Source organism: Oceanicaulis alexandrii DSM 11625 (assembly GCF_000420265.1).
GTDB classification, from domain to species: Bacteria; Pseudomonadota; Alphaproteobacteria; order Caulobacterales; family Maricaulaceae; genus Oceanicaulis; species Oceanicaulis alexandrii.
In genome coordinates, this window is sequence record NZ_ATUP01000001.1 from 1,979,668 (window position 1) to 2,003,501 (window position 23,834).

At 63.0% G+C, this 23,834-nt stretch carries 22 protein-coding genes; 13 read left to right on the forward strand and 9 right to left on the reverse strand.

The features are described from left to right. Nucleotide 1: 1 nt before the first annotated feature. A complete protein-coding gene (locus G405_RS0109480) occupies nucleotides 2-754 on the reverse strand; it encodes a GntR family transcriptional regulator (protein WP_022701278.1) in 753 nt (250 codons plus the stop codon). An 88-nt stretch (nucleotides 755-842) separates the two neighbouring features. Continuing rightward, entirely contained in the window at nucleotides 843-1,625 is a 783-nt protein-coding gene (locus G405_RS0109485) for an enoyl-CoA hydratase/isomerase family protein (protein ID WP_022701279.1), read from the reverse strand. 187 nt (nucleotides 1,626-1,812) lie between these two features. On the opposite strand from G405_RS0109485, the gene G405_RS0109490 reads away from it, so the two are divergent. Beyond that, on the forward strand, nucleotides 1,813-2,028 hold the full coding sequence (locus G405_RS0109490) for a hypothetical protein (protein WP_022701280.1): 216 nt from the start codon (nucleotides 1,813-1,815) through the stop codon (nucleotides 2,026-2,028). Between the two features lie 82 nt (nucleotides 2,029-2,110). Here G405_RS0109490 and G405_RS0109495 read toward each other — a convergent pair whose 3' ends face one another. Next, entirely contained in the window at nucleotides 2,111-3,298 is a 1,188-nt protein-coding gene (locus tag G405_RS0109495; RefSeq protein ID WP_022701281.1) for an acyl-CoA dehydrogenase, read from the reverse strand. Nucleotides 3,299-3,560: 262 nt separating this feature from the next. Between G405_RS0109495 and G405_RS15620 the strand changes: the two genes are divergently transcribed. From G405_RS15620 to G405_RS0109510, 3 genes are read left to right on the forward strand one after another with little or no spacing between them, the layout of a single operon-like run. Then, nucleotides 3,561-4,004 carry a thioredoxin family protein gene (locus G405_RS15620; protein ID WP_022701282.1) on the forward strand — a complete coding sequence of 148 codons (444 nt, stop codon included), beginning with the start codon at nucleotides 3,561-3,563 and terminating at the stop codon, nucleotides 4,002-4,004. Continuing rightward, nucleotides 4,001-5,074 (forward strand): NAD(P)/FAD-dependent oxidoreductase, encoded by a 1,074-nt coding sequence (locus tag G405_RS0109505; protein WP_022701283.1) that lies wholly within the window; start codon nucleotides 4,001-4,003, stop codon nucleotides 5,072-5,074. The genes G405_RS15620 and G405_RS0109505 overlap by 4 nt, the downstream gene beginning before the upstream one ends. Then, complete coding sequence (locus G405_RS0109510) at nucleotides 5,074-5,889, forward strand: PhzF family phenazine biosynthesis protein (RefSeq protein ID WP_022701284.1); 816 nt, start codon at nucleotides 5,074-5,076, stop codon at nucleotides 5,887-5,889. Before G405_RS0109505 ends, G405_RS0109510 begins: the two co-directional genes overlap by 1 nt. Before the next feature lie 6 nt (nucleotides 5,890-5,895). Here the strand turns inward: G405_RS0109510 and G405_RS0109515 are convergent, their stop codons facing one another. Then, on the reverse strand, nucleotides 5,896-6,459 hold the full coding sequence (locus G405_RS0109515) for a hypothetical protein (protein ID WP_022701285.1): 564 nt from the start codon (nucleotides 6,457-6,459) through the stop codon (nucleotides 5,896-5,898). Nucleotides 6,460-6,624: 165 nt separating this feature from the next. On the opposite strand from G405_RS0109515, the gene G405_RS0109520 reads away from it, so the two are divergent. Continuing rightward, nucleotides 6,625-7,923 (forward strand): trypsin-like serine peptidase, encoded by a 1,299-nt coding sequence (locus G405_RS0109520; protein ID WP_022701286.1) that lies wholly within the window; start codon nucleotides 6,625-6,627, stop codon nucleotides 7,921-7,923. A 9-nt stretch (nucleotides 7,924-7,932) separates the two neighbouring features. Here the strand turns inward: G405_RS0109520 and G405_RS0109525 are convergent, their stop codons facing one another. Beyond that, nucleotides 7,933-8,946, reverse strand: a complete 1,014-nt coding sequence (locus G405_RS0109525; RefSeq protein WP_022701287.1) for a DUF481 domain-containing protein — start codon at nucleotides 8,944-8,946, stop codon at nucleotides 7,933-7,935. A gap of 154 nt (nucleotides 8,947-9,100) precedes the next feature. On the opposite strand from G405_RS0109525, the gene G405_RS0109530 reads away from it, so the two are divergent. Further along, nucleotides 9,101-9,835, forward strand: a complete 735-nt coding sequence (locus G405_RS0109530) for a lysoplasmalogenase (RefSeq protein WP_022701288.1) — start codon at nucleotides 9,101-9,103, stop codon at nucleotides 9,833-9,835. Here the strand turns inward: G405_RS0109530 and rpoH are convergent. Next, nucleotides 9,832-10,722 (reverse strand): RNA polymerase sigma factor RpoH, encoded by an 891-nt coding sequence (gene rpoH, locus G405_RS0109535; protein ID WP_022701289.1) that lies wholly within the window; start codon nucleotides 10,720-10,722, stop codon nucleotides 9,832-9,834. The two genes, G405_RS0109530 and rpoH, sit on opposite strands and share 4 nt — an antisense overlap. Before the next feature lie 215 nt (nucleotides 10,723-10,937). Between rpoH and G405_RS0109540 the strand changes: the two genes are divergently transcribed. Both G405_RS0109540 and G405_RS15625 read left to right on the forward strand, forming a co-directional pair. Further along, nucleotides 10,938-11,456 (forward strand): GNAT family N-acetyltransferase, encoded by a 519-nt coding sequence (locus G405_RS0109540; protein WP_022701290.1) that lies wholly within the window; start codon nucleotides 10,938-10,940, stop codon nucleotides 11,454-11,456. A gap of 74 nt (nucleotides 11,457-11,530) precedes the next feature. Then, entirely contained in the window at nucleotides 11,531-12,418 is an 888-nt protein-coding gene (locus tag G405_RS15625) for a bile acid:sodium symporter family protein (RefSeq protein WP_022701291.1), read from the forward strand. Here the strand turns inward: G405_RS15625 and G405_RS0109550 are convergent. Next, on the reverse strand, nucleotides 12,415-13,419 hold the full coding sequence (locus G405_RS0109550) for an RluA family pseudouridine synthase (RefSeq protein WP_028284705.1): 1,005 nt from the start codon (nucleotides 13,417-13,419) through the stop codon (nucleotides 12,415-12,417). The two genes, G405_RS15625 and G405_RS0109550, sit on opposite strands and share 4 nt — an antisense overlap. A gap of 186 nt (nucleotides 13,420-13,605) precedes the next feature. Here G405_RS0109550 and G405_RS0109555 point away from each other — a divergent pair, with 186 nt between their 5' ends. The 3 genes from G405_RS0109555 to sppA all read left to right on the forward strand — a co-directional run bounded on the left by G405_RS0109555 (nucleotide 13,606) and on the right by sppA (nucleotide 19,765). Beyond that, on the forward strand, nucleotides 13,606-15,939 hold the full coding sequence (locus G405_RS0109555) for a TonB-dependent receptor (protein ID WP_022701293.1): 2,334 nt from the start codon (nucleotides 13,606-13,608) through the stop codon (nucleotides 15,937-15,939). 136 nt (nucleotides 15,940-16,075) lie between these two features. After that, nucleotides 16,076-17,803 (forward strand): alkaline phosphatase D family protein, encoded by a 1,728-nt coding sequence (locus G405_RS15630; protein ID WP_022701294.1) that lies wholly within the window; start codon nucleotides 16,076-16,078, stop codon nucleotides 17,801-17,803. A 96-nt stretch (nucleotides 17,804-17,899) separates the two neighbouring features. Further along, nucleotides 17,900-19,765, forward strand: a complete 1,866-nt coding sequence (gene sppA, locus G405_RS0109565; RefSeq protein ID WP_022701295.1) for a signal peptide peptidase SppA — start codon at nucleotides 17,900-17,902, stop codon at nucleotides 19,763-19,765. Between the two features lie 61 nt (nucleotides 19,766-19,826). Here sppA and G405_RS0109570 read toward each other — a convergent pair whose 3' ends face one another. Next, the gene (locus tag G405_RS0109570; protein ID WP_022701296.1) at nucleotides 19,827-20,693 is read right to left on the reverse strand and encodes a LysR family transcriptional regulator; all 867 of its coding nucleotides are present in this window, start codon (nucleotides 20,691-20,693) and stop codon (nucleotides 19,827-19,829) included. A 105-nt stretch (nucleotides 20,694-20,798) separates the two neighbouring features. Between G405_RS0109570 and G405_RS0109575 the strand changes: the two genes are divergently transcribed. Then, nucleotides 20,799-21,431: an FMN-dependent NADH-azoreductase gene (locus G405_RS0109575; RefSeq protein WP_022701297.1), complete on the forward strand. Its 633-nt coding sequence runs from the start codon at nucleotides 20,799-20,801 to the stop codon at nucleotides 21,429-21,431. Between the two features lie 61 nt (nucleotides 21,432-21,492). On the opposite strand, the gene folE is transcribed toward G405_RS0109575, so the two are convergent. Then, nucleotides 21,493-22,122, reverse strand: a complete 630-nt coding sequence (folE, locus tag G405_RS0109580) for a GTP cyclohydrolase I FolE (protein ID WP_022701298.1) — start codon at nucleotides 22,120-22,122, stop codon at nucleotides 21,493-21,495. A 291-nt stretch (nucleotides 22,123-22,413) separates the two neighbouring features. On the opposite strand from folE, the gene cysS reads away from it, so the two are divergent. Continuing rightward, complete coding sequence (gene cysS / locus G405_RS0109585; protein WP_022701299.1) at nucleotides 22,414-23,802, forward strand: cysteine--tRNA ligase; 1,389 nt, start codon at nucleotides 22,414-22,416, stop codon at nucleotides 23,800-23,802. Nucleotides 23,803-23,834: the final 32 nt, after the last annotated feature.

Here is a 23,834-nt window from a genome sequence, read left to right on the forward strand (position 1 = left end):
GCTAGTCCACTTCGCGCTGCATGGTCATTTCATAGGTGAAGCGATCCGCCGGATGCACAGTGTCGGACAGGGCGATGATGCGTCCGCCCTTGTCATAGTAGCGCCGCATGGTGCGCAGCACCGCGGTGCCGGCTTCCGCATCCAGCGCTTCCGCTTCGGTATCGGTCAGAAGTCCGCCTGAAATCGTCTGTTCGATCCGGGCCGTGGGCGCGCCGCGTTCGGTCGCCATCCATTCGGTGACGCCGCCATTCAGTTCCACGAACACGTCCACCGGCGGCGCCAGGTCGGACCGGATATACATGTCGGTCAGAGCCAGGGGCGCCCGATCGGGCTGGCCGCGCAGGCCATGCACATGCAGATAGTCGCTGCCGGGCGCCACGCCGAAGGCGCGCGCCACTGCAGGGTCCAGCGGGCCCGTATGCTGACGGATCGGTTTCAGACGCGCCGCACGCGTGTACTGCATCAGGTCATCCACGCTGCCCAGACGCTGGGCGAAACCCGCGCGCGCCTCGGAGGCGACGACGACGGTGCCGGCGCCGCGGCGGCGCGCGATCAGCCCCGCCTCTGCGAGCAGGCGCAGCGCTTCACGCACGGTATGACGCGAGACGCCGTATTGTTCGGTGAGAGCATGCTCGGTGGGTAACAGCTCGCCGACCGCCGGATGGCCGGATGCGATCCCGGAGCGAAGGGTTTCCGCCAGCGTCATATAGCGCGGCGCACTGGAAATCGGTTCTACGCCTGAATGATCGGACACAGGATCCTCCCGCCTGAAAGTCGCGCTAACATAATCGCTGCATCCAGGAATGCGAGGCGCGCCTGCATGGTGCAGGGCAACACGAGGATCAGGGCTTGGGGAAGTCCGGACGCCGTTTGTCCAGAAAGGCTTTGTAACCCTCCTGGAAATGTTCGCCGGAAAACGCTTCCAGGAACAGCGCCCGTGTCTGTTCGCAGTCCTGATCCTGCCCGGCCTCGATCAACGCAATCATCTGTTTGGTGATTTTTGCGGTGTGGCTGGAGGCGCGGGTGATATGGCTGACATATTCGTTGACGCTTTCCTTGAGGATTCCCGGAGGCGTCAGCCGATTGATCAGGCCGATCTGCAGGGCGGTCTCTGCATCAATCAAACGCGCGGTGAACAGCAAATCCTTGGCGGCTGCAGACCCGACCGCGTTCACCAGTCTGCGCGTATCGTTGAAAGGGTACACAAGCCCCAACCGTGCCGGGGTGACGCCAAAGCGTGCGCCCTGGGCGGCGAAACGCAGATCACAGGCCAAGGCGAGCGCGCAGCCGCCGCCCACGCACGCGCCTTCAATGGATGCGATCGTGGGTTTGGGAAAGTCCGCGAGACCATCCAGCGCGGCGCCGATAGCGCGCGAATAGGCTTCCGCACGCTCGGGCGTGGCGTAGACGTCCTCAAATTCAGAGATGTCCGCGCCCGCCGCAAATGCGCCGCCTTTGCCGCGGACAATGAGAACCTGGATATCGCTGTCCGCTTCGGCTTCCGCCAAAAGCTCCGAAATCTCCAGCCACATCGCTTCAGTGAGCGCATTGTGCTTGGCGGGCCGGTTGAGCACCAGGGACGCGACCGCGTCGTGTCGGGTGAGATAGACCGGTTCATCGTGCATGGTTTTGCCCTGGAACGTCTTCCAAACTGATTTGTTTCTTGCGCCAGATTGCAGTGAATCGTCAAGAAATTAGGGGTGAGGCGTAATGTCTCCGGTGCGAAAAAATTGTCCGTGTCCTGTCAAAAAACTTGACACCCCGATCGGAAAGTGACAGTTTTATAACGGTGAGCAATCATAGGAGGTCCGCATGTCTCATTTTGTTGGTGTGGGTCTGATCGCCGCCTGGTTGGCTTTTGCTGTGTTGGCGCCGCGTCTGGCGTCTGCAGAAGTGACAAGCCTACTGGCCCTGGTCGGCATGGCGCTGACCCTGGTCGTCCTGTTCGCCACTGGCCGGCTCACTCGGCCGGATCCGCTGGCGTTGAACTTGACAGGACGGCGTCCGTACTGGGAAACGCGCACTTAAGCGTTTCACCTCAGATAGACCCAAGACAAAAAAACCCCGGCGCTTCGGCGCCGGGGTTTTTTGTTGTGATGGCGAGGGTGGATCAGGAAAACGCCTGAAGCCCGGTCATGGCGCGGCCCAGGATCAGGGCGTGCACGTCATGAGTGCCTTCATAGGTGTTCACCGTCTCCAGATTAATGGCGTGGCGCAGGATATGGTATTCCTCGGCGATGCCGTTGCCGCCATGGATGTCGCGCGCCTCGCGGGCGATGGCCAGGGCCTTGCCGCAATTGTTGCGCTTCATCATGGAGATGGCTTCAGGCAGCCAGGCGCCCTGGTCCATCAGACGCCCGAGCTGCAGCGCGCCTTGATAACCCAGCGCGATCTCGGTCTGCATGTCGGCGAGTTTCTTCTGCACCAGCTGGGTGCCGGCGATCGGCTTGCCGAACACGACGCGGTCCATGGCGTAGTCGCGGGCCGCGTGCAGGCAGAATTCAGCCGCGCCCATGGCGCCCCAGGCGATGCCGTAGCGCGCCTTGTTCAGGCAAGAGAACGGCCCGCGCAGGCCTTTGACGTGCGGCAGCAGGTTCTCTTCAGGCACAAACGCGTCACTAAGCGAGATCGAGCCGGTGATTGACGCACGCAGGCTGAGCTTGCCTTCGATCTTGGGGCAATCAAAACCGTCCGTGCCCTTGTCGACGATGAAGCCGCGGATTTCGCCGTCGAGCTTGGCCCAGACCACCGCCAGGTCAGAGATCGGCGAATTGGTGATCCACATCTTCGCGCCGTTGAGCACATAGCCGCCATCGACCTTTTTGGCGGTGGTGCGCATGGCGCCCGGATCTGAGCCGCCATCGGGTTCAGTCAGGCCGAAACAGCCCACATATTCGCCGCTGGCGAGCTTGGGCAGGTATTTGTGTTTCTGTTCTTCGGTGCCGAACGCCTCGATCGGATACATGACGAGCGAGGATTGCACGCTCATCGCCGAGCGATAGCCGGAATCAATGGCTTCCACTTCGCGCGCGATCAGCCCGTAAGCGACATGGGACAGGCCCGCGCCGCCATATTCCTCGGCCACGGTGGCCCCCAGAAGGCCCATCTCGCCCATCTCGGTCATGATGGCGCGATCAAAGCTTTCCTCGCGATAGGCGTCGACCACGCGGGGCAACAGCTTCTCGCGGCAATAACTGCGGGCGCTGTCGGCGATCATGCGTTCGTCTTCGCTCAGCTGCTGCTGCAGATGCAGCGGGTCTTCCCAGGAAAAGCTGAGGCCGGTGTCTTTCGCCGCCATGGGGATATCCTTCTTCGTCTCTTGAAGCCTTATATGGCCCGTCACTGGTCCCAAGGCCAGCCGGGCCGACGGCCTGTCTTTGTCCACGCGGAGGGTGGTAGCGGAGTGAAGGACGTGCGGGCAAGCGAGCCGTAGGGGCTGGGCTGAGATTTTCAGCCGTTAACACAGGCGTGAAGAGGAGCGCCGCCGCGGCCATCTGGACCTTTACCCTTGAAAGGCGCAGGTTTGGGGCTGTTTTGACGCCTGAGTCCGGAGCGCCTTGATGAAACGCCCAATCCTGCCTGACAGCACTGACATTGCGGATACGGCGACGCCTTACGCTTCGGCGCCTGATCCCAGGGGCGCGCTTGGCAACGCCGAATACGCCGCCCGCTCGGGCAAGCGGGTGCTGGCGGTGTTCGGCGCGGACTGGTGCCCGGATGCGCGCCGCTTCGCCAGCGTTCTCGCCCTGCCGCAGCTGCAGGACTTTCTGAGCGAGCGCTATGAGGTCGTGCTGATTGACGTGGGCCGGTACGGCAAGAATCTCGACCTGGCCGCCAGCTATGGCCTGGACAAGGTTGAAGGCGCTCCCGCCATCATCGTGGCGGATTCTGATGGCCGCGTGATCAATCCTGGCGGCGCCTATGACTGGCGCACCGCCCGGTCTCGCCGCCCGCAGGAATTTGCGGACTTTCTCGCTGTCTACGCCGAGGCGCCCGCCCCATGACACGCCAGGTGGTGCTGGTCGGCGCGGGGCATGCCCATATGGAGGCTCTGAAGAAAGCGCGCCGCTTCGCCAACGCCGGTTTGTCTCTGACCCTGATCGATCCCGGCGCCTTCTGGTATTCTGGCGCTGCGACGGGAATGCTGTCGGGCGCGCTGGACCCGGACGCCGCTCGCCTGAACCCGTCCGACCTCGAAGGACCTTTCGATCATGTGCGCCAACGCGTCGTCTCGGTGGACCCGCAAGCGCGGACCGTCACCTTGCAGGATGGCGAGCGGCGCGCCTATGACGTCTTGTCCTTGAACACGGGTAGCCGCATCGCCGAGACGCCCTTGCTCGCGGCGGGCGCGATACCGGTCAAACCTGTCAGCGCGCTGGCGGGACTGCGCGCAACGCTGGAGGCCAATCTCGGTCAGTTGCGGCTTGCGGTGGCGGGCGCTGGCGCGACAGGCGTCGAGATCGCCTTGTCCATGGCCAGCCTGCAGAGACGCCTGGGCGCCCGCCCGCAAACCCTGCTCGCCGGGCCTGAGCTGATGCCGGGCTGGCCGGATCGGGCGCGGCGCCTGGCTCTGGAGGCGATGGCGCGCTGCGGCGTGGAGTATGTGCCCCATCGGGTCGAGGATCTGTCCATGGGGTTGGTGCATTTCGGGCAGCGCAAGGTCGCGCCCGTGGACATTCTGGTGGCGGCGACCGGGCTCAGCGCCAATGTGCCCGATGGATTGGAGGCGCCCGAGGAAGGTTTGCCGGTCAACGCGGATCTATCTTGGACCGGGGATCCCGCGGTGTTCGCAGCGGGCGATTGCGCTCGCATTGTGGACCATCCCCGGCCCAAGCTGGGCGTGTTCGGCGTGCGCGCGGCGCCGATCCTGATCCAGAACCTGATCAACGCCGCATTGGGTCAAAAGGCGCGCCGGCATTACACGCCGCAGTCAAGATGGCTGTCGATACTGGATGTGGGCGACGGGACGGGGCTGGCGCGCTATGGCGATCTGGCGTTTTCAGGTAAGCCGGCCTTGCACCTCAAACGCTGGCTCGATAGCCGTTTCCTGCAACGTTACAGGGTGGAGCACTGATGGAATTTCCCTACGCCGAGATGCATGCCTTTCCCGATGGCCACACTCCGCACACCGGCAATCCGGCAGGCGTGGTGCTGCTGCATCGCGACCTGCCCGACGCCGATCTTCTGGGCGTGGCGCAATCAAACAATCTGTCCGAGACCGCCTATCTGAAGGCCATGGGCGAGAAAGACCAGTGGGCGCTGCGCTGGTTCACGCCCGGACTGGAAGTGGAGCTGTGCGGGCATGCGACGCTCGCCTCGGCTGCCTGGTTGTTTGAAACCGGACGGGTAATGGGACCTGAAGCGCGCTTTCATACCCTGTCGGGATTATTGAAGGTCATCCGGCTGGACGATGGCCGCTATCAGATGGATTTCCCGCAGATCGGGTACACGCCGGGGCAGGCGGATGCGCCTGTGGTCGCGGCCATGGGCGGGACTGCGCCCGAAGCGGTTTATGAAATCGAGCGCGTGCACGGCAATCGCTACCAGATGCTGGTGTATGCGGATGAGGCTGTGGTGGTCGGTCTCAATCCCGACATCAAGGCGCTGGCCGCCACGCGCACCAATGTCATAGCAACCGCGCCAGGCCGGGCGACCGATTTCGTGTCGCGCTTCTTCGGTCCGGCCAGCGGCGTCGACGAAGATCCTGTGACAGGGTCGGCGCATTGCACGCTGGCGCCGTACTGGTTCGAGCGGTTAGGGGAAACGGCGCTCAAGGCCCGGCAAGTCGGCCCGCGCCCTGGCGCGCTGGAAGTGCGCGCCGGAGCGGCGGGCCGTGTGTTGCTGGTCGGATCCGCCAAACGGTATCTGGATGGCGTGATCCGGATCTAGCGGGGCCTAGTGACGGCTTCGGCCATGGCCCCGTCCGCGCCCGCGATCATGATGATCCCAATTCCGGTCGCGGCCCCTTGCATGATGATCCCGACCGTGACGGCCGCGCACCACCTGGACCGGCACCGGCCCCCAGCGGGTTTCCACAAAGAACTCGCCTGTGCGACGGTCCAGATACGCGCGATCCGGGCGCAGCCGTTCGCCGGTGCGGCCCTGGCGCAATTCACGGCGGCTGGGGACATACTCCCAGGATCGATCCGGGCAGTCGATGACGCGGCGGTCGCGTCGGTCTTCCCGGCGGTCGCGCCAGCCCGTGTCATAGCGACGGTCGCGGCGATCTTCGCGCAAATCCGGACAGGTTCTGGCGTAGACGATGAAATGACCCTCCGGGCCATTCCAGCGACCGCCGCGATGATGCGGTTCATATCCACGCTGGCGGCCGTAACCCTGAGCGGTCGCAGTCGCCGCCGTCGTGACGCTGGCGGTCGCCGTCTGGGCGACGGCAGGGGCTGCAGTGACGGCCAGTCCCGCGAAGGCGGCGGCCGCAGCAAGTTTGGCGAACATATGCATGGTGTCTCTCCTTCATCGAGGGCCTGGCGGCCTGATGGGATGACACTGCCAGTGCGCGCCTGAACGTGGGCTGGGTCAGGCTTTCATGTTCTATTCAACCAGATGAACGATACTATGGCTCAAAGGCGCACGGGGGCGCGCCGCAGATTCATTGGGGACCAGCTTATGATCAAATCCGTCTTGGCCGCTGCGGCGGGGCTCTTGCTGCTCGCGGGCGGCGCGCAGGCCCAGCAGCTTGATTGGCCGCAAGGCTCGACCGACGCGTTCTCCAGTCGCGATTACCAGCGCCTGCTGCATCAGGTGACCAAGCCGGGCGCAAATCCCGTGGCGGGCGCAAGCGCCGTCGCCGGGGATGACAGCTGTCGCTACGCCAATGACAATGAGTGCGATGAGCCAGGGCTGGGCACCGGCGCCTGCTCAGCGGGCACCGACCGGTCTGATTGCTGGCGATTGATGGCGGGGGTCGAGGATGATTCATGCCAGTGGGCCAATGATGGCGAGTGCGATGAACCGGGCTTTGGCACCGGCGCCTGCGTTCAGGCCACAGACCGCACCGATTGCGGCCCGTTGATTGAACTGCGCTTTCGCAACGATCAGTGCGACACGGCCTTTAACGGCATCTGTGAAGAGCCCGGCGTGGGTAATGGCGCCTGTGCGGAACGGTCTGATCGCGCCGATTGCATTGGCCGCGAACGTCCCATGTCCATCCAGGATCATTATTTCGGCAATGATGACAGGGTCTTGATGGACACTGGCGTGTTTCCTTGGAGCGTGGTCGGCTATATCGAGTTTGACGCAGGCGGAACCTGCACCGCGACCTTGATTGGCGAGGACGTGCTGGTCACGGCGGCGCATTGCATTTCCGAGGGCGGACGCATCGATGCGGCTGGCGTTTTCCGGACAGGCGAGAATTTGCCCGGCGGCGCGCGAACGGCGCGCGTGATCGACTATTTGATGGATGATGACTGGGACGAAGCGGCGTTCAGCGCAGGCGATACGCTGGACGGGACGGACTGGGCGCTCTTGCGTCTGGACCAGCCTCTGGGCGCCGAGCTGGGTCATGTGGGTTATGAAGCGCTGGTGGATGACCAGGGGCCGCGCGCGGCCTTGCGCGCCCCGATCCGTCAGGCGGGGTATTCTTGGGATACCGGGTCGAACCTGTCAGGCAATCTCGATTGCCGCATCATCGAGGTCTTTGACGACAATACGATGGCGCATAATTGCGACACCACACGGGGCGATTCAGGCTCGCCCTTCATGACCGAGCGCAATGGCGAATGGCGGATTGTGGCGACGGATTCAAACTTCCGCTCCAACCCGGACGGCCCCTTCATCTATATCGCCGCGCGGTCAGATCGCTGGGCGCCGATGGTTGAGGATTTTGCCGCGGGCCGGATCGGAAATGGCGGGTTGCGCGCCCAGGGCCCTGGCAAACCGGGCAAGCCTGAGCCGATCAAGAAATAGGTCGAGCGCCTAGAACTCCCGGATCAAAGCGAGGTCGGTGCGGCTGTCACCGGCCTCGAATCCGGGTTCCGGGTCAAACTCATAGCGATAGCGATAGCGCACCTCCAGGGACCATAAATCGCCCAGATCGGTGTTCAGGCGGAACAACTGGTCGGCGCGCGCGCTATTGGAGGCCAGAAGTCGCGTTTCAGATTCAAGGCGCATGGTGTCGCTGAGCTGCAGCTCCATGTCCGACAACAGATCGAACGCGCCCTCCAGATAGTCGCCATTATCCACTTCGCTGATATAGCGCAGGCCTGGCGCGGCGCGCAGCGTCCACTCGACAGCGTCTCTCTGCAGCGCGCGATAGCCGGCGCCGACGCCCAGAAACCCGGTCCAGTCAAAGCCCGATAATTGATCGCGCTCCCATTCAGTGTTGGCGAACAGGGTCCAGCGCTCCCCGGCTTCGCGTTCGCCGCGCGCTTTCACGATCAGCTCGTCGCGTCCCACATTGTCGTCGGTTTCCGAGTAGGAATAGATCGCGCTGGTCTCAAAGCCCCAGCCGACCAGCTCACGTTCTGCATCCAGGCCAAGGGTATAGTCCAGACGCTCAGTGTCGCCGCTATCTGCGCGCACGCCCAGACGAACCTTGCCCGTCCAGAGTTCAGAGTGCGCCCGGGTGATCAGCTCGACGGCGCTCGCCGGCGCCGCGATCCAGAACGGGTCGATTTTGGACGCCTGCGCCGCGTCCAGACCTGCGTCAGTTTCAACGGCGATTACGGCCGGCTCCGGCGCCGGGGTCACGGGCGCCACCGGCAGGCCGAGAATACGGCGGGCGATCACGCCATGGCTGTGTGAGATGCGCGCTGCGCCCGCTGCAATGCGCTCCGCGGACCGGGTCAGCGCCAGCACGGTCACTGCATTGGTGAAAATCGCGATGTCGTCTTCGGCCGCCGCCGCCATCAGCAAAGCCTGATAGGGCGGCTCTAGCCCCTCCGCCGGGGACAGGGCGAGCGCGGAGGCGGCGAGGGCGGGCAAGATCATCGGTGAGAGGCTCCAGACACGGGCGTAATATCAAACACATCAGACGAAATGTGACAAATCCCCGGGCGTGCAAAATGGCCCGGCGACTTGACGCTTGCGCAGGAAAGCGGCACGCCTTTGACCTGAATGGCGCCCAAACATGACGAGACCGTTTATGACCGACCCTGTCGCTGATCGCTACGCCCGCACCGAGCCTTTGTTTCCGGACTGGGCGGCGCCCATCTATCTGTGGGTGTCTGTGGCGGCCTCGGTGATTTATCTGGGCCTGGATCTGACCACCTATTCCATGCCGGGCCTGGCGCTGACCAAGGCGTTGGGGATCATCTTGCTCGGCGTATTCGCGCTTTTGAAGCGGGCGCCGGTGCTGGCTTTGGCGCTGATGCTGTCAGCAGGCGGCGATTATGCGCTGGCGATGAGCCCGCCCCAGCTGGAGGCCGGGATCGGCTTTTTCGGCGCGGCGCACCTGACATATATTTCGATTTTCGCCCTCATGGTCGTGAGCGGCGGTCTGAAGCGCGAAGGGCTGGTCCTGGCGGGCGGCCTGTTTGTCTTCGGCGTCGCCATGTGGTTGTGGCTCAGCCCCGGCATGGGCGCGCTGACCGTGCCTGTCAGCCTTTATCTGGGCATCATACTCGTCATGGCGATGGCGGCGGGCCTGGTCAAAGGTCCCAATCTGATCATCATCGGCGCGCTGTTGTTCGTGGTTTCAGATTCCGTCATCGCCATGCGCTGGTTCGGCGACGTGTTGGTCTTTGAAGACAGCCTCGATTGGGGCGGGGTGATCGTCTGGGTCACCTATTACGCGGCGCAGCTCTGCCTCACCCTGGGCGTGCTTCGCGCCAGGGCTGAGGCTAAAGCTCAAACCGTGGACACGGAAGTCTCCGCCTAGGCGGGCATCAGGCCGCGTTCTTCAGCCAGCCGCTTCATCTCGTTTTGCAGCTTTTCAAACGCGCGCACCTCGATCTGGCGGATGCGTTCGCGGCTGACGCCATAAACCTGCGCCAGATCTTCGAGGGTTTTCGGCTCTTCGGTCAGGCGACGTTCCTGAATGATGTTCTGCTCACGCTCGTTGAGCGCGCCCATGGCCTCCTGCAGCAGGGTCATGCGGGTGCTGAATTCATCAGATTCCGCCAGCTCTTCCTCGGCGTCGTCCGCATCATCGTCGGCCAGCCAGTCCTGCCATTCCGCTTCGCCGTCCGCGCGCATGGGCGCGTTGAGCGAGGCGTCAGGGCCGGACAGGCGCCGGTTCATCGAGATCACGTCGTCATCAGTGACGCCCAGCTTGGTGGCGATATGCTCGACCTGATCGGGGTGCAGATCGCCTTCGTCCAGCGCGCGCATCTGGCTTTTCATCCGGCGTAGATTGAAGAAGAGCTTCTTCTGAGCCGCCGTGGTGCCCATTTTCACCAGCGACCAGGAGCGCAGGATGTATTCCTGGATCGAGGCGCGGATCCACCACATGGCGTAGGTGGCCAGGCGGAACCCCTTGTCGGGATCAAACTTCTTCACTGCCTGCATCAGGCCCACATTGCCTTCGCTGATCACTTCCGCGATCGGCAGGCCATAGCCGCGATAGCCCATGGCGATCTTGGCGACGAGGCGCAAATGGGAGGTGACAAGCTGGTGGGCGGCGTCGGAATCTTCATGCTCCTGCCAGCGCTTGGCCAGCATGAACTCCTGATCTTTTTCCAACATGGGGAATTTGCGGATCTCCGCGAGATACCGCGACAGACCGGCTTCCGGCGACATTGTCAGCGCTGATTTCATATTCGCCATGTGTCACTCCCCAGTGAGCCCTTGGCGCCGACAGAATGAGCAGCGCCGCGTTCATTTAGGTAGCCCATTTCCAGATTAACAGGGGTCACAAGCCAGTGAGGCTGAAACACAATCCGTCAGGCCTTGAGATTAAAGCAAAAAACGGCGCCCGGATTAAGGCGTCTCACGGAAACAATGTATTGCCCTGACGGACGGGCCTCGTGAAAACTCCGCTTATGGATATCTCAGTACGACAGGCCCGTCCGGGCGATCAGGACGCCCTTGCCCTTGTGGGCGCGGCGACATTTCTGGAAAGCTATGCCGGCGTCGTGGACGGCGGCGCCATCATTCGTCATTGCGCTGAGCGGCATACGCCGGAGGTTTATGCGCAGGCGCTTGAAACGCCCGGCCAGGCGCTCTGGCTGGCCGAACAGGACCCTGGTGCGGCGCCCGTGGGGTATCTTCACCTGACCGAGCCCGATCTGCCGGTTGAAACACGCGCCGCCGATCTTGAGATCAAGCGTATCTATGTTCTTGCGAGCCTGCATCGCTCGGGCCTGGGACGGCGTTTTCTTGACGCGGCGCGTGATCATGCGGGCGCCGCAGGCGCCCGACGCCTCTTGCTGGGCGTCTATCAGGGCAACACCCGGGCGCTCGCCTTTTATGACCGTATGGGGTTTGAAAAAATCGGGACGCGCCAGTTTGATGTGGGTGGGCGCATCTATGACGACTGGGTGTTGGCGCTGACGGTGTGAGCGCCCCAGGGAACAGAAAAACCACAATTGAAATATGCCTTTATGCGCTCTCTTAAGCGCTTTAGGGTGTGGGCATGGATACTCTGTTCGCCCAAGTTCTGCTGCCGCTCGCCCTGGCCTTTATCATGTTCACCCTCGGGGTGGGGCTGACGGCGGCTGATTTCAAACGCATCGCGCTCCAGCCCAGGGCGTTTCTCGTGGGCACGGCGCTGCAATTCATCTCGCTGCCCTTGATCGCCATCGCGCTGGTGGCGTTTTTGCCGATCCCGCCGATTGTGAAAGTGGGCGTGGTATTGTTGGCGGCCTGTCCGGGCGGAACCACATCCAATCTGCTCACCCATATGGCGCGGGGCGATGTGGCGTTGTCGGTCTCTTTGACCGCGATCACGTCGCTGGCGTCTGTGGTGACCGTGCCGCTGGTTTTGATGGTGGCGCTGGCGCTGTTCATGGGGCCGGACGCGCCACAGGTGGGCATGGTGTCCACAGGCGTGGTGATTTTCGCGCTGACTGTGATCCCGGTCGCGCTGGGCATGGTGTTGCGCAAGTTGGCGCCTGGCGTTGCGCTGGGGCTGGAACGCAATTCACGCTTCATGTCAGCTTTGGTGTTCACCGCGGTCGTTCTGGCGACCATCATCAATGAAGGGCTGGGCGAAACCCTGCGCCGCCTGACCCAGGCAGGCGCGGTGTCACTGGCGCTGAATGTGGCCGCCATGGCGGTCGCGTTCGCTGTGTCGAGCTGGATGGCGTTCAAGATGCGCCAGCGGATCGCGCTGACGCTGGAGTGCGGCTTGCAGAACGCCACGCTCGCCATTGTGGTGGCGAGCTCGCTCCTGGGCGATATCGACTACGCCATGCCCGCAGCGATCTACGGCCTGATGATGTTCGCCACGGCGGGCGTATTCATCCTGTGGGCGCGGCGCTGGTCAAAGGCGGCGGTGCGCGCCCGGGCGATGGCGCGTTAGATCCGCTCCAGAAAGCCTTCCAGCCTTTGCATGTCCTTGGGCAGCTCGGTTTCAAATCTTACAGCTTCGCCTGTCACGGGGTGTTCAAAGCCCAGCACGGCGGCGTGCAGCGCCTGGCGGCGGAAATCCTTGAAGTCCTTGCCGCTGTCGAGTTTCGCCAGCGGGGTGGAGCGGCCCCGCCCATAGACCGGATCGCCCAGCAACGGGCAGCCGATATGGGCCATATGCACCCGGATCTGGTGGGTGCGCCCGGTTTCAAGACGGCAGCGTACCAAAGCGCACATGGGATGGCCCACAGACTTGCCCGGCTCCTGGCCAAAGGTTTTCAGCGTCTCGTAATTGGTGATGGCGTGTTTGCCGGCGTTCGACTCCGGTCTGTCTATCACCGCCATTTTCTTGCGGTCATGGCTGGAGCGCGCCAGCCGCGTTTCGATCCGCCCTGTGCGGGGTTGCGGTGCGGCGCGCGTGAAAGCCAGATAGGCGCGTTCGACCGTGTGGGCCGCGAATTGCTCGGACAGGCCCTGATGCGCCTTGTCGGTCTTGGCGGCCACCATGACGCCGGAGGTGTCCTTGTCCAGGCGATGCACGATGCCTGGGCGCTCCACCCCGCCAATGCCTGACAGCGATCCGGCGCAATGATACAGCAGGGCGTGCACCAGCGTGCCGGTCCAGTGTCCGGCGGCGGGATGCACCGCCATGCCCGCGGGCTTGTTGATGACGATCAGATGGTCGTCTTCAAACAGGACCTCCAGCGGAATGTCCTCAGGTGTCGGCGTCGCTTCCACAGGGGCGGGCACGTCGAGACGATACACTGCGCCTTCGCGCACTTTCGCAGACGGATCGGTCAGCGCTTCGCCATCCACACTCAGACAGCCCTGCTCGACCAACGCCTTGCAGCGCGAGCGGGAGAGGTCGTCCCACACTCCGGCCATCCAGCGGTCCAGGCGCGCGCCGGAATCTTCGGCGGCCGCAACCTGTTCTCTGGGCGTATTTTCGTTCAGTTTCAAATGAATGCGCCTATTCGTTTATGCATATTGAGTGGCTTTTGGGTGACGTCACCTGTATTAAGCCGAACCGTAACCATTCTTTGTCCGAGCCGTTAGCGAAGCGTCACACTTCGCCCCTAACAGCACCAGGTCAGCGTTCATTCCGGTGAACGCTATGTAACAAGTTCAGGGGTCCTTACAATGACGTTCAAAGCTCGCTTGTCTGCTTGCGCTGCGCTGATCGCGCTTGCGCCCGCCGCGCCCGCCTTCGCACAAGAGGTCAATTCCCAGGTCACTGATGTGATCACGGTGACCACGCAGTTCCGCGAACAGTCTCTGGCCGATGTGCCGATCAACGTCTCGGCGTTCAACGAAGAGCTGATCGAACGTCTCGACATCCGCAATCTTGAAGACATGGCCCTGTTCACCCCGGGTCTCGTCATTCAGGAGCAGAGCCCGAACAATACCGGCTACTCCCTGCGCGGCATCACCACCGATAGCGGCGTCGCCACCGCCGAAGCGCGCGTGGCCATGTTCCAGGACGGCCTGTCCATCTCGCGTTCGCGCGGCTCTTATGTGGAGCTGTTTGATATCGAGCGCCTGGAAGTCGCCAAAGGCCCGCAGCCGACCCTGTTTGGTCGCGGCGCGCTGATCGGCGGCATCAACATCATCCAGAACAAGGCCGAGTTTGAAAACTCCGCCAGCGCGTTTGCAGGCCTTGGCAATTTCAACGCCTATGAAGTCGGCGGCCATGTGAACTACGCCCTGGCTGACAATTATGGTCTGCGCTTCGCCGCGGTGAACCGTGTGCGCGAAGGTTATATCGACAATCTCGGCGACGGCGACGACCTGCAGGGCCGTGACGTCCTGGCGGGCCGTCTGGTTCTGTCGGGCGAGCCGATGAGCAATTTCAGCTTCGACCTGATCGCCAACTGGCAGCAGGACAGCGGTCCGGGCACCTCGTTCAAGTCCGGCGTTCTGGCGCCCGTGGGCGGCGACACCTCGCCCTACACGGCTGCGGACCTGCGCGTCATTGACGGCTTCCTGGGCGATGAAGGCCTGGGTCTGGACCGTTGGGTCTGGGGCGTCACTGCGCTCACCAGCTGGGACATCAACTCAAGCTGGAACCTCTCCACGGTCACCGGCTATCGCGCCTATGACTCTCTCGAGATCTTTGATCCGATCGGCGGCGGCATCGAATTCCTGAACTTTGCTGAGGACGCAACTGGTCGTCAGACCAGCCATGAAATGCGCCTCAGCTTTGACAATGGCGGCCCGCTCACCGCGTTCGGCGGCGTCACCTATTTCTACGAAGCCAACACCCAGCGTATTCCGGGCATCTACAACGAAGCCGCTGTGCAGGCCTTCTTCGTCGGCGCGGGCTCGTTCGGCGATCCGGCGGTTATCGCGGGCGCCCTGGGCGTGCCGGTTTCAGCCATCACGGATGTGACCAACCCGTTCCCGTACTCCATTGCGGCTCTGACCAGCGGCCTCGGCTTCGTGCCGCTGCGTCCGAACTATTACGAGGAATCCGCCAACGCCGGCTCGACCGAAGCACTGGATTTCTTCGCGGACGCATCCTACGCCGTCACGGATCGTCTGACCCTGACCGCGGGCGTGCGCTACACCGATGAGAGCAAGAGCTCGACCGGCTATGGCGGCACGGCCATGGGCCCGAACCGCGTGACCTTCGGTCCGGCCCTGATCCTGACGGCGACGCCGGGCGGCGCAGCCTTCACCGACACTGCCGATTTCGACGCCTGGACCTATCGTGTGAACGCGGCCTACACGCTGACCGACCGCATCAACACCTGGGTCAGCTATGCCCGCGGCCGCAGCCCCGACCTGCTGTCGCTCGACAGCAACTCGCCGACCCTGTTCTCGACCTCCCCGGCCGAGATTGTGGACTCGCTGGAAGCGGGCGCCTTCGTCACGCTTGATCGCGGCACGCTGACCGCCTCGGTTTATCGCTCCGAGTACGAAAACTTCCGCACCTCGGTCTTTGATCCGCTGACGGCGACCTTCACCCCGCAAAACAATGGTGAAGCCACCCAGACCGGCGCCGAGATCCAGGGCGATTTCCGCGTCACCGACACCTTCGACCTGATGGTCAGCTATTCCTACAACATGGCCAAGTTCAACGACACGTCGGGCGGCCAGCCGCAGGCGCTGGGCGGCAATCGCTTCCGCTACGCGCCGGAGCATTCGGTCGCTCTGGGCGGCCGTTGGGAAGTCGCGGCGGGCGATTGGGGCAATCTGACCGTGCTGCCGAGCTATTCCTGGCAGTCCCACGTCTTCACCGATAACGACAATGATCGTTTCGTCGGCGTGCGTCAGGACGCTTACGGCCTGCTGCGGGCGCGTGTGCGTTATGAGAGCGCGGACGCGGGCTATTACGCGGAAGTCTATGGCAACAACCTGACCGATGAGGAATACCTGATCGACGCCGGCAATACCGGCGCCGGCTTTGGTCTGCCGAGCTTCATCGCCGGTTCGCCGCTGACTTACGGCTTCCGCGTCGGCGCGACCTTCTAGGTCAGCCAGACGAAAAGGCTCGTCTGGGGGGACGGGGCTGTGGCCGGCGCAAGGAGAGGGGCCTTGCGCCGGCCTTCTTATTTGTTCTCTACTTTTCCGCGACTCGTCGTGGATGAGCGCAATCGGGGGGAAGACCATGTCGGATGAAATGAAACTCACGCGCCGGGCGGCGCTGGCGGGCGTCGCCGGACTGGGACTGGCGGCCACCGCCTGCAGCCGCGAGAGCGCCGCGCCCAGCTTTGCGCCGCGCCCGCCCGCAGACGGGCCTTTCAAGCACGGCGTCGCCAGCGGCGATCCCGATCAGAGCTCGATCATGCTGTGGACGGCGATCACCGCCGACAGCCTTGACGCTCCCGTGCGGGTTCAGCTGGCGGAAGACCCCGACTTCCAGTCCGTCCTGATCGACGCCGAGGCGGCGCCCGCCGCCGAAGCGGTGCGCGCCATGACGCCGTTCAAATTGCTGGCGGACGGGCTGCAGCCGGGCCGGACGTATTGGTACCGCTTCTCCTTTGGCGGCGAGCTGAGCGAAACGGGCCAGACCCGCACCCTGCCTGAAGGCGCGGTGGACAGCTTCAAGATCGCCGCGTTCTCATGCTCGAACTATCCGGCGGGCTTCTTCAACGCCTATCGCGCGGCCGCCGAGCGCGGCGATATCGATCTGGTCGTGCATCTGGGCGATTATCTCTACGAATATGGCCGCGGCGGATACGCCATGGACGACGATGAGCGTCTGGGCCGGGTGGTCGAACCCGCCCATGAGATCGTCAGCTATGAAGATTATGTGCTGCGTTACGCCCAGTATAACGCCGATCCGGACCTCAAGGCGCTGAAAGCCGCTGCGCCCTGGCTGACGATCTGGGACGATCACGAGACGGCGAACAACGCCCATCGCACGGGCGCGGAAAATCATGACCCCGATGAAGGCGAGGGGCCTTGGCCAGTGCGCGTGAACGACGCCATGCGCGCCTATTATGGCTGGCTGCCGGTGCGTGAGCCCGACAATCGCCTGGCGCGTTATGGCGCTCTGGAGATCGGCGATCTGGCCACGCTGATCTTCCTGGAAAGCCGGCTGCTGGCGCGGTCTCAGGAAATGACGATGGAGGGCTTCCCCATACCGCTCGATTCCGACCCTGAAGACCCCGAGGTGCAGGCGCAGGTACAAGCCTGGCTGGACGAGACGGTCGGCGGCGAGGACCGCACCTTGCTGGGCGCCGAGCAGTTTGATTTTGTCATTCGCACGCTCGAACAGTCAGTGGCCGCGGGCAAGCCGTGGCGCATCTTCGCCAATCAGGTGCTGATGGGGTCGGCCACCGCGCCGGATTATACGCGGGAGACACCGTTCTGGCTGCGCTGGGGCATGCGGATTGCGGGTGGCGACATCTGGGATTTTGCCCGTCAGACCCAGTTTGGCGTTCCCATGACGCTGGACACCTGGGACGGGTTCCCGGCGGAACGTGAGCGTCTGTTTGAAGCGGCCCGAAACGCCAACGCCGATTTCATCGTGCTGACCGGCGATAGCCATAATTTCTGGACGGTGGACCTGAAGACCGAAGCCGGAGAGCGTGTCGGCGTCGAATTTGGCGTCACCTCGGTGACCAGTCCGTCCGACTATGAATTCGTCAATGCGCCGAGCGTGGATTTCGGCCAGATGACCCTGCAGGCCAACCCGCACATCCTTCACCACAGCGTGTACGCCAAGGGCTTTGTCTTGTTGACCCTGACGCCGGACGAGGCGATCGCGGACTTTGTTACGGTCTCCACCATCAAGGATACGGCCTTTGAAGCCGGGCTCGACAGCCGTTGGCGCGTCACGCCCGCTGCTGGCGGGTCTGTGCCGACGGTCGAGCGACTGCCTGGCGCCTGACCGGGGGTTGCATCATTTTAAGGTTCATACGCCTAGACAGGGCCAGGGCCGTAGGCCAACGTGAACGTTCATTCGGGGGTGAAATAAGGGGTTCCCATGTCGTCTGACGAAAACATTGTGGCGCGCATCTGGCGCTATATCGGCGCCTTCCAGCACGGAATATTGCGCGTCTTCGGGATCTTCGTGATCGGGTTTTTCCTGATCGCCTTCATCGGCAGCCTGTTCTCCAGTGACGAGTTCGACATGGCCGATAGCGGCGTTCTGATCTTTGCGCCTGAAGGTCCGATCGTGGAAGAACCCACCACCCTGTCGCCCAATGACGCCTTCACCGCGTCCTTGCTGGGCGGCGGCCCGGGCGAGGAAGTGCTTCTTCGCGATGTTATCGATGGGTTCCGCCAGGCTGCCGAGGACGATGACGTCACCGCCATTGTGATGAACCTGGAGCGCTTTGGCGGCGGCTATCCCGCAGCCCTGCATGAGGTCGCTCACGAAATGGAGGCCTTCCGCGAGGCCGGCAAAGAGATCATCGTCTATGGCGATAATTTCTCGATGAGCGGCTATTTCCTGGCGGCGCACGCCAGCTCGGTCTATTTGCATGACATGGGCGGTGCGAGCGTCAACGGCTATGCGGTCTATCGCACCTTCTTCCGCTCCCTGCTGGATCGTCTGTATGTGACGCTCAACGTCTATCGCGTCGGCACCTTCAAATCCGCTCTTGAACCCTATCTGGGCAATGAGATGTCGGAACCGGCCGCCGAGGCGAACCTCTACGTCTTCGGCGATCTGTGGAACGCCTATCAGGAGCGTGTTGAAGCGGCTCGCGGTCTGTCTGACGGCGCCTTGCAGACCTATGCCGACACCTTCCCGGAGCTGCTTGTGGCCCAGAATGGCGACACCGCTGCCGTGTCGCTGAACGCTGGTCTCGTGGACCATGTGATCGGCCGCGGCGCGTATCGCGATCTACTGGCGGAACGCTATGGCCGTGATGATGAAACCGGCGGCATCGTCGCCAGCAATTTCTTTGACTATGTGGAAGCCAATCGCGAGTTCCAGCTGGTCCCTGCGGACAAGATCGTCGTGATCAAGGCTGTGGGCGGCATCGTCGACGGTGATGGCGATGGCGGCGTGATCGGTGGTGATCAGCATGCCGAGCTGGTGCGTCGGGCGCGTCTTGACGACAATGTTCGCGCCATTGTTCTGCGCATCGATTCAGGCGGCGGCTCGGCCTTCGCCTCCGAACTGATCCGCGAAGAGCTGGAAATGGCTCGTGTTGAAGGCAAGATCGTCATCGCCTCCATGGGCGGCGTGGCGGCTTCGGGCGGCTATTGGATCGCAACGCCGGCCCATGAGATCTGGGCGGAGCCGACCACCATCACCGGCTCGATCGGCATCTTCGGCTTCATCCCGACCTTTGAGAACTCTCTGGCCGAGATCGGCGTCTATGAGGACGGCGTCGCCACGACTGCGACCGCCCGTCAGCCGTCCCAGTTCGGTGGCGTGACCGAGGAATGGGACACCGTGCTGCAAAGCTCCATCGAGGCGGGGTATGAGCGCTTCCTGTCCATCGTGGCGGAGTCGCGCGATATGACCCGCGATGAAGTGGACGCCGTGGCTCAGGGTCGCATCTGGACCGGCCAGCAAGCGTTTGACCGGGGCCTTGTGGATTCTATCGGCGGCTATGACGACGCCATCGCCGCCGCCGCCGAGCGCGCGGGTCTGGAAGAGGGCGATTACCGGGTTGTGGAGTTCCGCGACGAGGTCGATCCCTTCGCGCAGATCCTGCAAATGCTGGGTCAGGACGCCCGTCTCGCCGTCTTCGGCGAAGGGCTCTTGGGTTCGGGCTGGCTGGGCGATATGGCCCGCGACGCGCAGGACGAGATCGAAACCATCAACATGATGAACGATCCCAACGGCGTTTACGCCAGCTGCGTGGAGTGCAACGCCTTCCGCATCAACCCATAGGCTGACGCATCTCTGAAACGAGAAGGCCCGGCTGGTTCAGCCGGGCCTTTTTTGTTGGGGGTCAGCCCCGAAACTGGGCGCGAAGCCAGCGCAGGAATTTGCGGACCTTGCCGGACTGAAGCGCTTCCTCCCGACCGGCGATCTTGTAGGCGGGGCCTTTCAGCCGCATGACAGGGCTCACAGGAACCAGCAAGCCGCGCTGGATGAGAAGGCTCAGCAAATGGGGGCTGCCCAAGAGCACGCCCTGTCCTGCGAGCGCGCACTGAACGGCGAACTGTTCATCCTCGAAGGCGCGGTCCTGCGCGATCTTGATCCGCGGGCCCGCCGGCTCTGACAGATCTCGCCATGTGGGGGCAGCGCCAATCGGCATCCGCCAGCTTGGGCTGAGCAGATCCACGCTGCGCCCGGCCAGCGCCTTGTCTCTGAGGGCGGGCGTGGCGAAGGCGCCAAATTCATCTTCCACGAGGATGTCCTCATCCCCACGGACCGGCCCATAGCGGATCGCGAGATCAATCTGGGTCGCGCGTTTCAGGTCGACAGGCGCATAGGAGGTTTCGATCCGGAGGCTCAAATCGGGAAGCTCCGCTTCGAGCTGGGCCAACCTGGGCGCCAGCCACAGGCTGGCGAAGGCGGGGGTCACGGCGAGGGTTATGCGTCCTGATTGGGGTTCGAGTTCGGACAGGGCGATGTCGATCTCCCTGAACGCGCCGGCCAGGCGTTCGGCCAATCGCCTGCCTTCAGCTGTGGCGGTCACGCCGCGAGATGAGCGGATGAGCAATGGCAGGCCCAGCTGAGCCTCCAGCGCCTTGATGGCGTGTGACAGCGCGGTTGGCGTCACCCCCAGCTCTTCGGCGGCGCGCGCCAGGGTTCCGTGTCGCGAAGCGGCCTCGAAAGCTCGCAGCGCGCGATGGGAGGTATGAGCGGACATGAGAAAATCTCATCTCTAATTGAAGTCATCTCTATAGCGCACTAGCGCGATATGCTGAAATTCATAAGCCTCTTTCAACCCTAAAAAGGATTAGAGGTGAAGAAAATGCATGTCTTGAGAGTGGATTCGAGTGTCCGGAAGGACGGCTCGTTGAGCCGGAAAATCGGAGACGCCTTCATGGAGGCGCTCCAGAAAACTCATCCCACGGTCAAACTGACCGAACGCGATGTGGGGCTGAACCCGCCCTCCATCATCACGTCCGACTGGGTGGCGGCGGCCTTCACGCCTGAGGCGGACAGAAGCGCCGCGCAAGCACAGCTTCTGGCGCACAGTGATCAGGCCATCGCCGAGCTTCGCGAGGCGGAGATCATCCTGATCACAGCCCCCATGTATAATTACGGCATGCCGGCGGGTCTCAAAGCCTGGGTGGACAGCGTCGTACGCAAGGACGAGACCTTCACCTTTGACCTGGCGCGTGGCGACTTTCCCTTGAAACCGGTCCTGTCAGGCAAGACGCTTGTTCTGGCGACGGCCTGGGGCGAGTTCGGCTTTGAGCCGGGCGGCGTGCGGGACGGGCAGGGCCATCTGGTGGGCCATGTGCAAGCGGTCTCGGGCTATCTGGGCGCGGACCGGGTCGAGCATGTGGGTGTGGAGTATCAGGAGTTCGCCGATGACCGCTTTCAGGCCTCCATGCAGGCGGCGCTGGAGCGAGCCAGCGCTCTGGGCGCAAGCCTTTGAAAAACAAAAAGCCCGGGAGCTGCGCTCCCGGGCTTTTTCCTGATTGCGGTGTTATCCGCGCCTAGCGCTTGGATTGCTCGCACAGATTCATGAAGCGCTGGCGAAGTTCGGCGTTCGCCTTGAACTCGCCGCGGAACATGGTGGTGATCGTTGAGACGTTGGGGTGGTGCACGCCGCGGGTGGTCATGCACTGGTGCTTGGCGTCCACGAAGATGGCGACGCCCAGCGGGCTCATGGCGTCTTCGATCGCATCGGCGATCTGGGCGGTCATGGTCTCTTGCGTCTGCAGGCGCTTGGAGAAGGCCTCGACCACCTTGGCGATCTTGGAGATGCCCACCACCGCGCGGTCGGGCAGATACGCAACGCACGCGGTGCCCAGGATCGGCGCCATGTGGTGCTCGCAATGGCTCTCCACGTCGATATTGGTCAGCATGACCATGTCGTCATAGCCCTGCACGTCCTCAAAGCGCTTGCCGAGGATCTTGTGCGGGTCTTCGTCATAGCCGCGGAACCAGTCGTTATAGGCGTTCACAACGCGCTTGGGCGTTTCCAGAAGGCCTTCGCGTCGTGGATCATCGCCGGCCCAGCGCAACAGGGTGCGCACGGCTTCTTCGGCTTCATCGCGGGTCGGGCGGACGACGCTGTCGTCGGTGACGTTCACCAGGTTTTTCTTATCAGTCATGGCGTCCATGAGTGGCGGATCCTTTCGTTGACGGGCGCCGCCGCATCAACACAGACACGACGACGAAGTACCGGTTTCCGGATCCAGCAAGGGCGTGACGGTCGGAGCCGCAGGCGCGTGCCGGGTCTAGATGGTTTCCTCCGGGAAGCGGTGATCACCGCGTCCAGCGCTTAGTTAGTTTCGGCATTTGAAATGTCCAATGCCGTAAGAAGTCTTTTTCCCAAGCGAGCGACGTTGTAGACCGGCGCACTGGTGCAACGCAAATCCCTGCGCTGCGCTCAGACTTTTGGAAAAGCTCAGATGACCGTCCTTCGACTGTATGACACCGCCGCTCGCAAAAAGCGCGACTTCGTCCCGATCAATCCAGAGCGGGTGACGATGTATGTGTGTGGTCCGACGGTGTATTCTGAAGCCCATATTGGAAATTTCCGCCCGCCAGTGGCGTTTGACGTGCTGTTCCGTCTGCTGCGACACATCTATGGCGCGGACCATGTGGTCTATGCGCGCAACATCACCGACGTGGACGACAAGATCAACAAGGCGGCGGCTGACGCCGGCGTTGATATTTCCGTGATCACGGACAAATACGCCGCAATCTATCGCGAAGACAGCGCCGCTCTGGCGATCCTGCCGCCTTCACTGGAACCGGCCGCCACCGCGCACATGCCGCAAATGATCGCGATGATCGAAAAACTGATGGCGGACGGCTTCGCCTACGCCGCCGAAGGGCATGTGCTGTTTTCCGTCAGCGCCTATGACAATTACGGCAAGCTCTCTGGGCGGGATCTGGAAGACATGATCGCGGGCGCGCGTGTGGAAGTCGCGCCCTATAAGCGTGACCCTGCTGATTTTGTTTTGTGGAAGCCCTCCAAAACGGGTGAGCCGGAATGGGACGCGCCTTTCGGGGCGGGACGTCCGGGCTGGCATCTTGAATGCTCGGCCATGATCGAGGCGACCTTGGGGGAAACCATCGACATTCATGGCGGCGGCGGAGACCTCGTCTTCCCGCACCATGAGAACGAAGTGGCCCAGTCTGTCTGCGCCCATGGCGGCGCGGCGCTGGCCAATTACTGGCTGCATAACGGCTTCCTCTCCATGGCGTCCGAGAAGATGTCCAAGTCTCTGGGCAATGTGATCAAGCCCAATGACCTGCTGCAGGCCGGGGTTAAGGGCGAGACCATTCGCTACGCCCTGATGACGGGCCATTACCGGGCGCCGCTGGACTGGAACGCCAAGCTTCTCGAGGTCACGCAGCGGTCGCTGGATCGTCTGTATGGCGTCCTGCGGCGGCTCAAGGATGTCGAGGCGGCTGAGGTGGACGTGCCCGCGGCAGTGCTGGAGGCGCTGCTCGATGATCTGAACACCCCCAAGGCGCTGGCCGCGCTGTTTGAGATCGCCGGTCGCGCCAACAAGGCCGAGAGCGAGCAAGAGCAGGCGCAAGCCAAGGGCGAACTGCTGGCGGCGGGACGCCTGCTTGGATTGTTTGAAGCGGACCCTGACGCCTGGTTTGGTCTCGATACGGTCGATGAAGCGCTGCGTGCGGAGATCGACCAATTGCTCGCAGAGCGTCTTGAAGCGCGCCAGGCCAAGGACTTCGCCAAGGCGGACTCCATCCGTGAAATCCTGACGTCGAAAAACGTTCAGGTGGATGATGGTCCGGAAGGCGCCACCTGGCGGCTGAAGGGCTGAGGCCTTGAAATCGACCGCTTGGGAGCGGACAT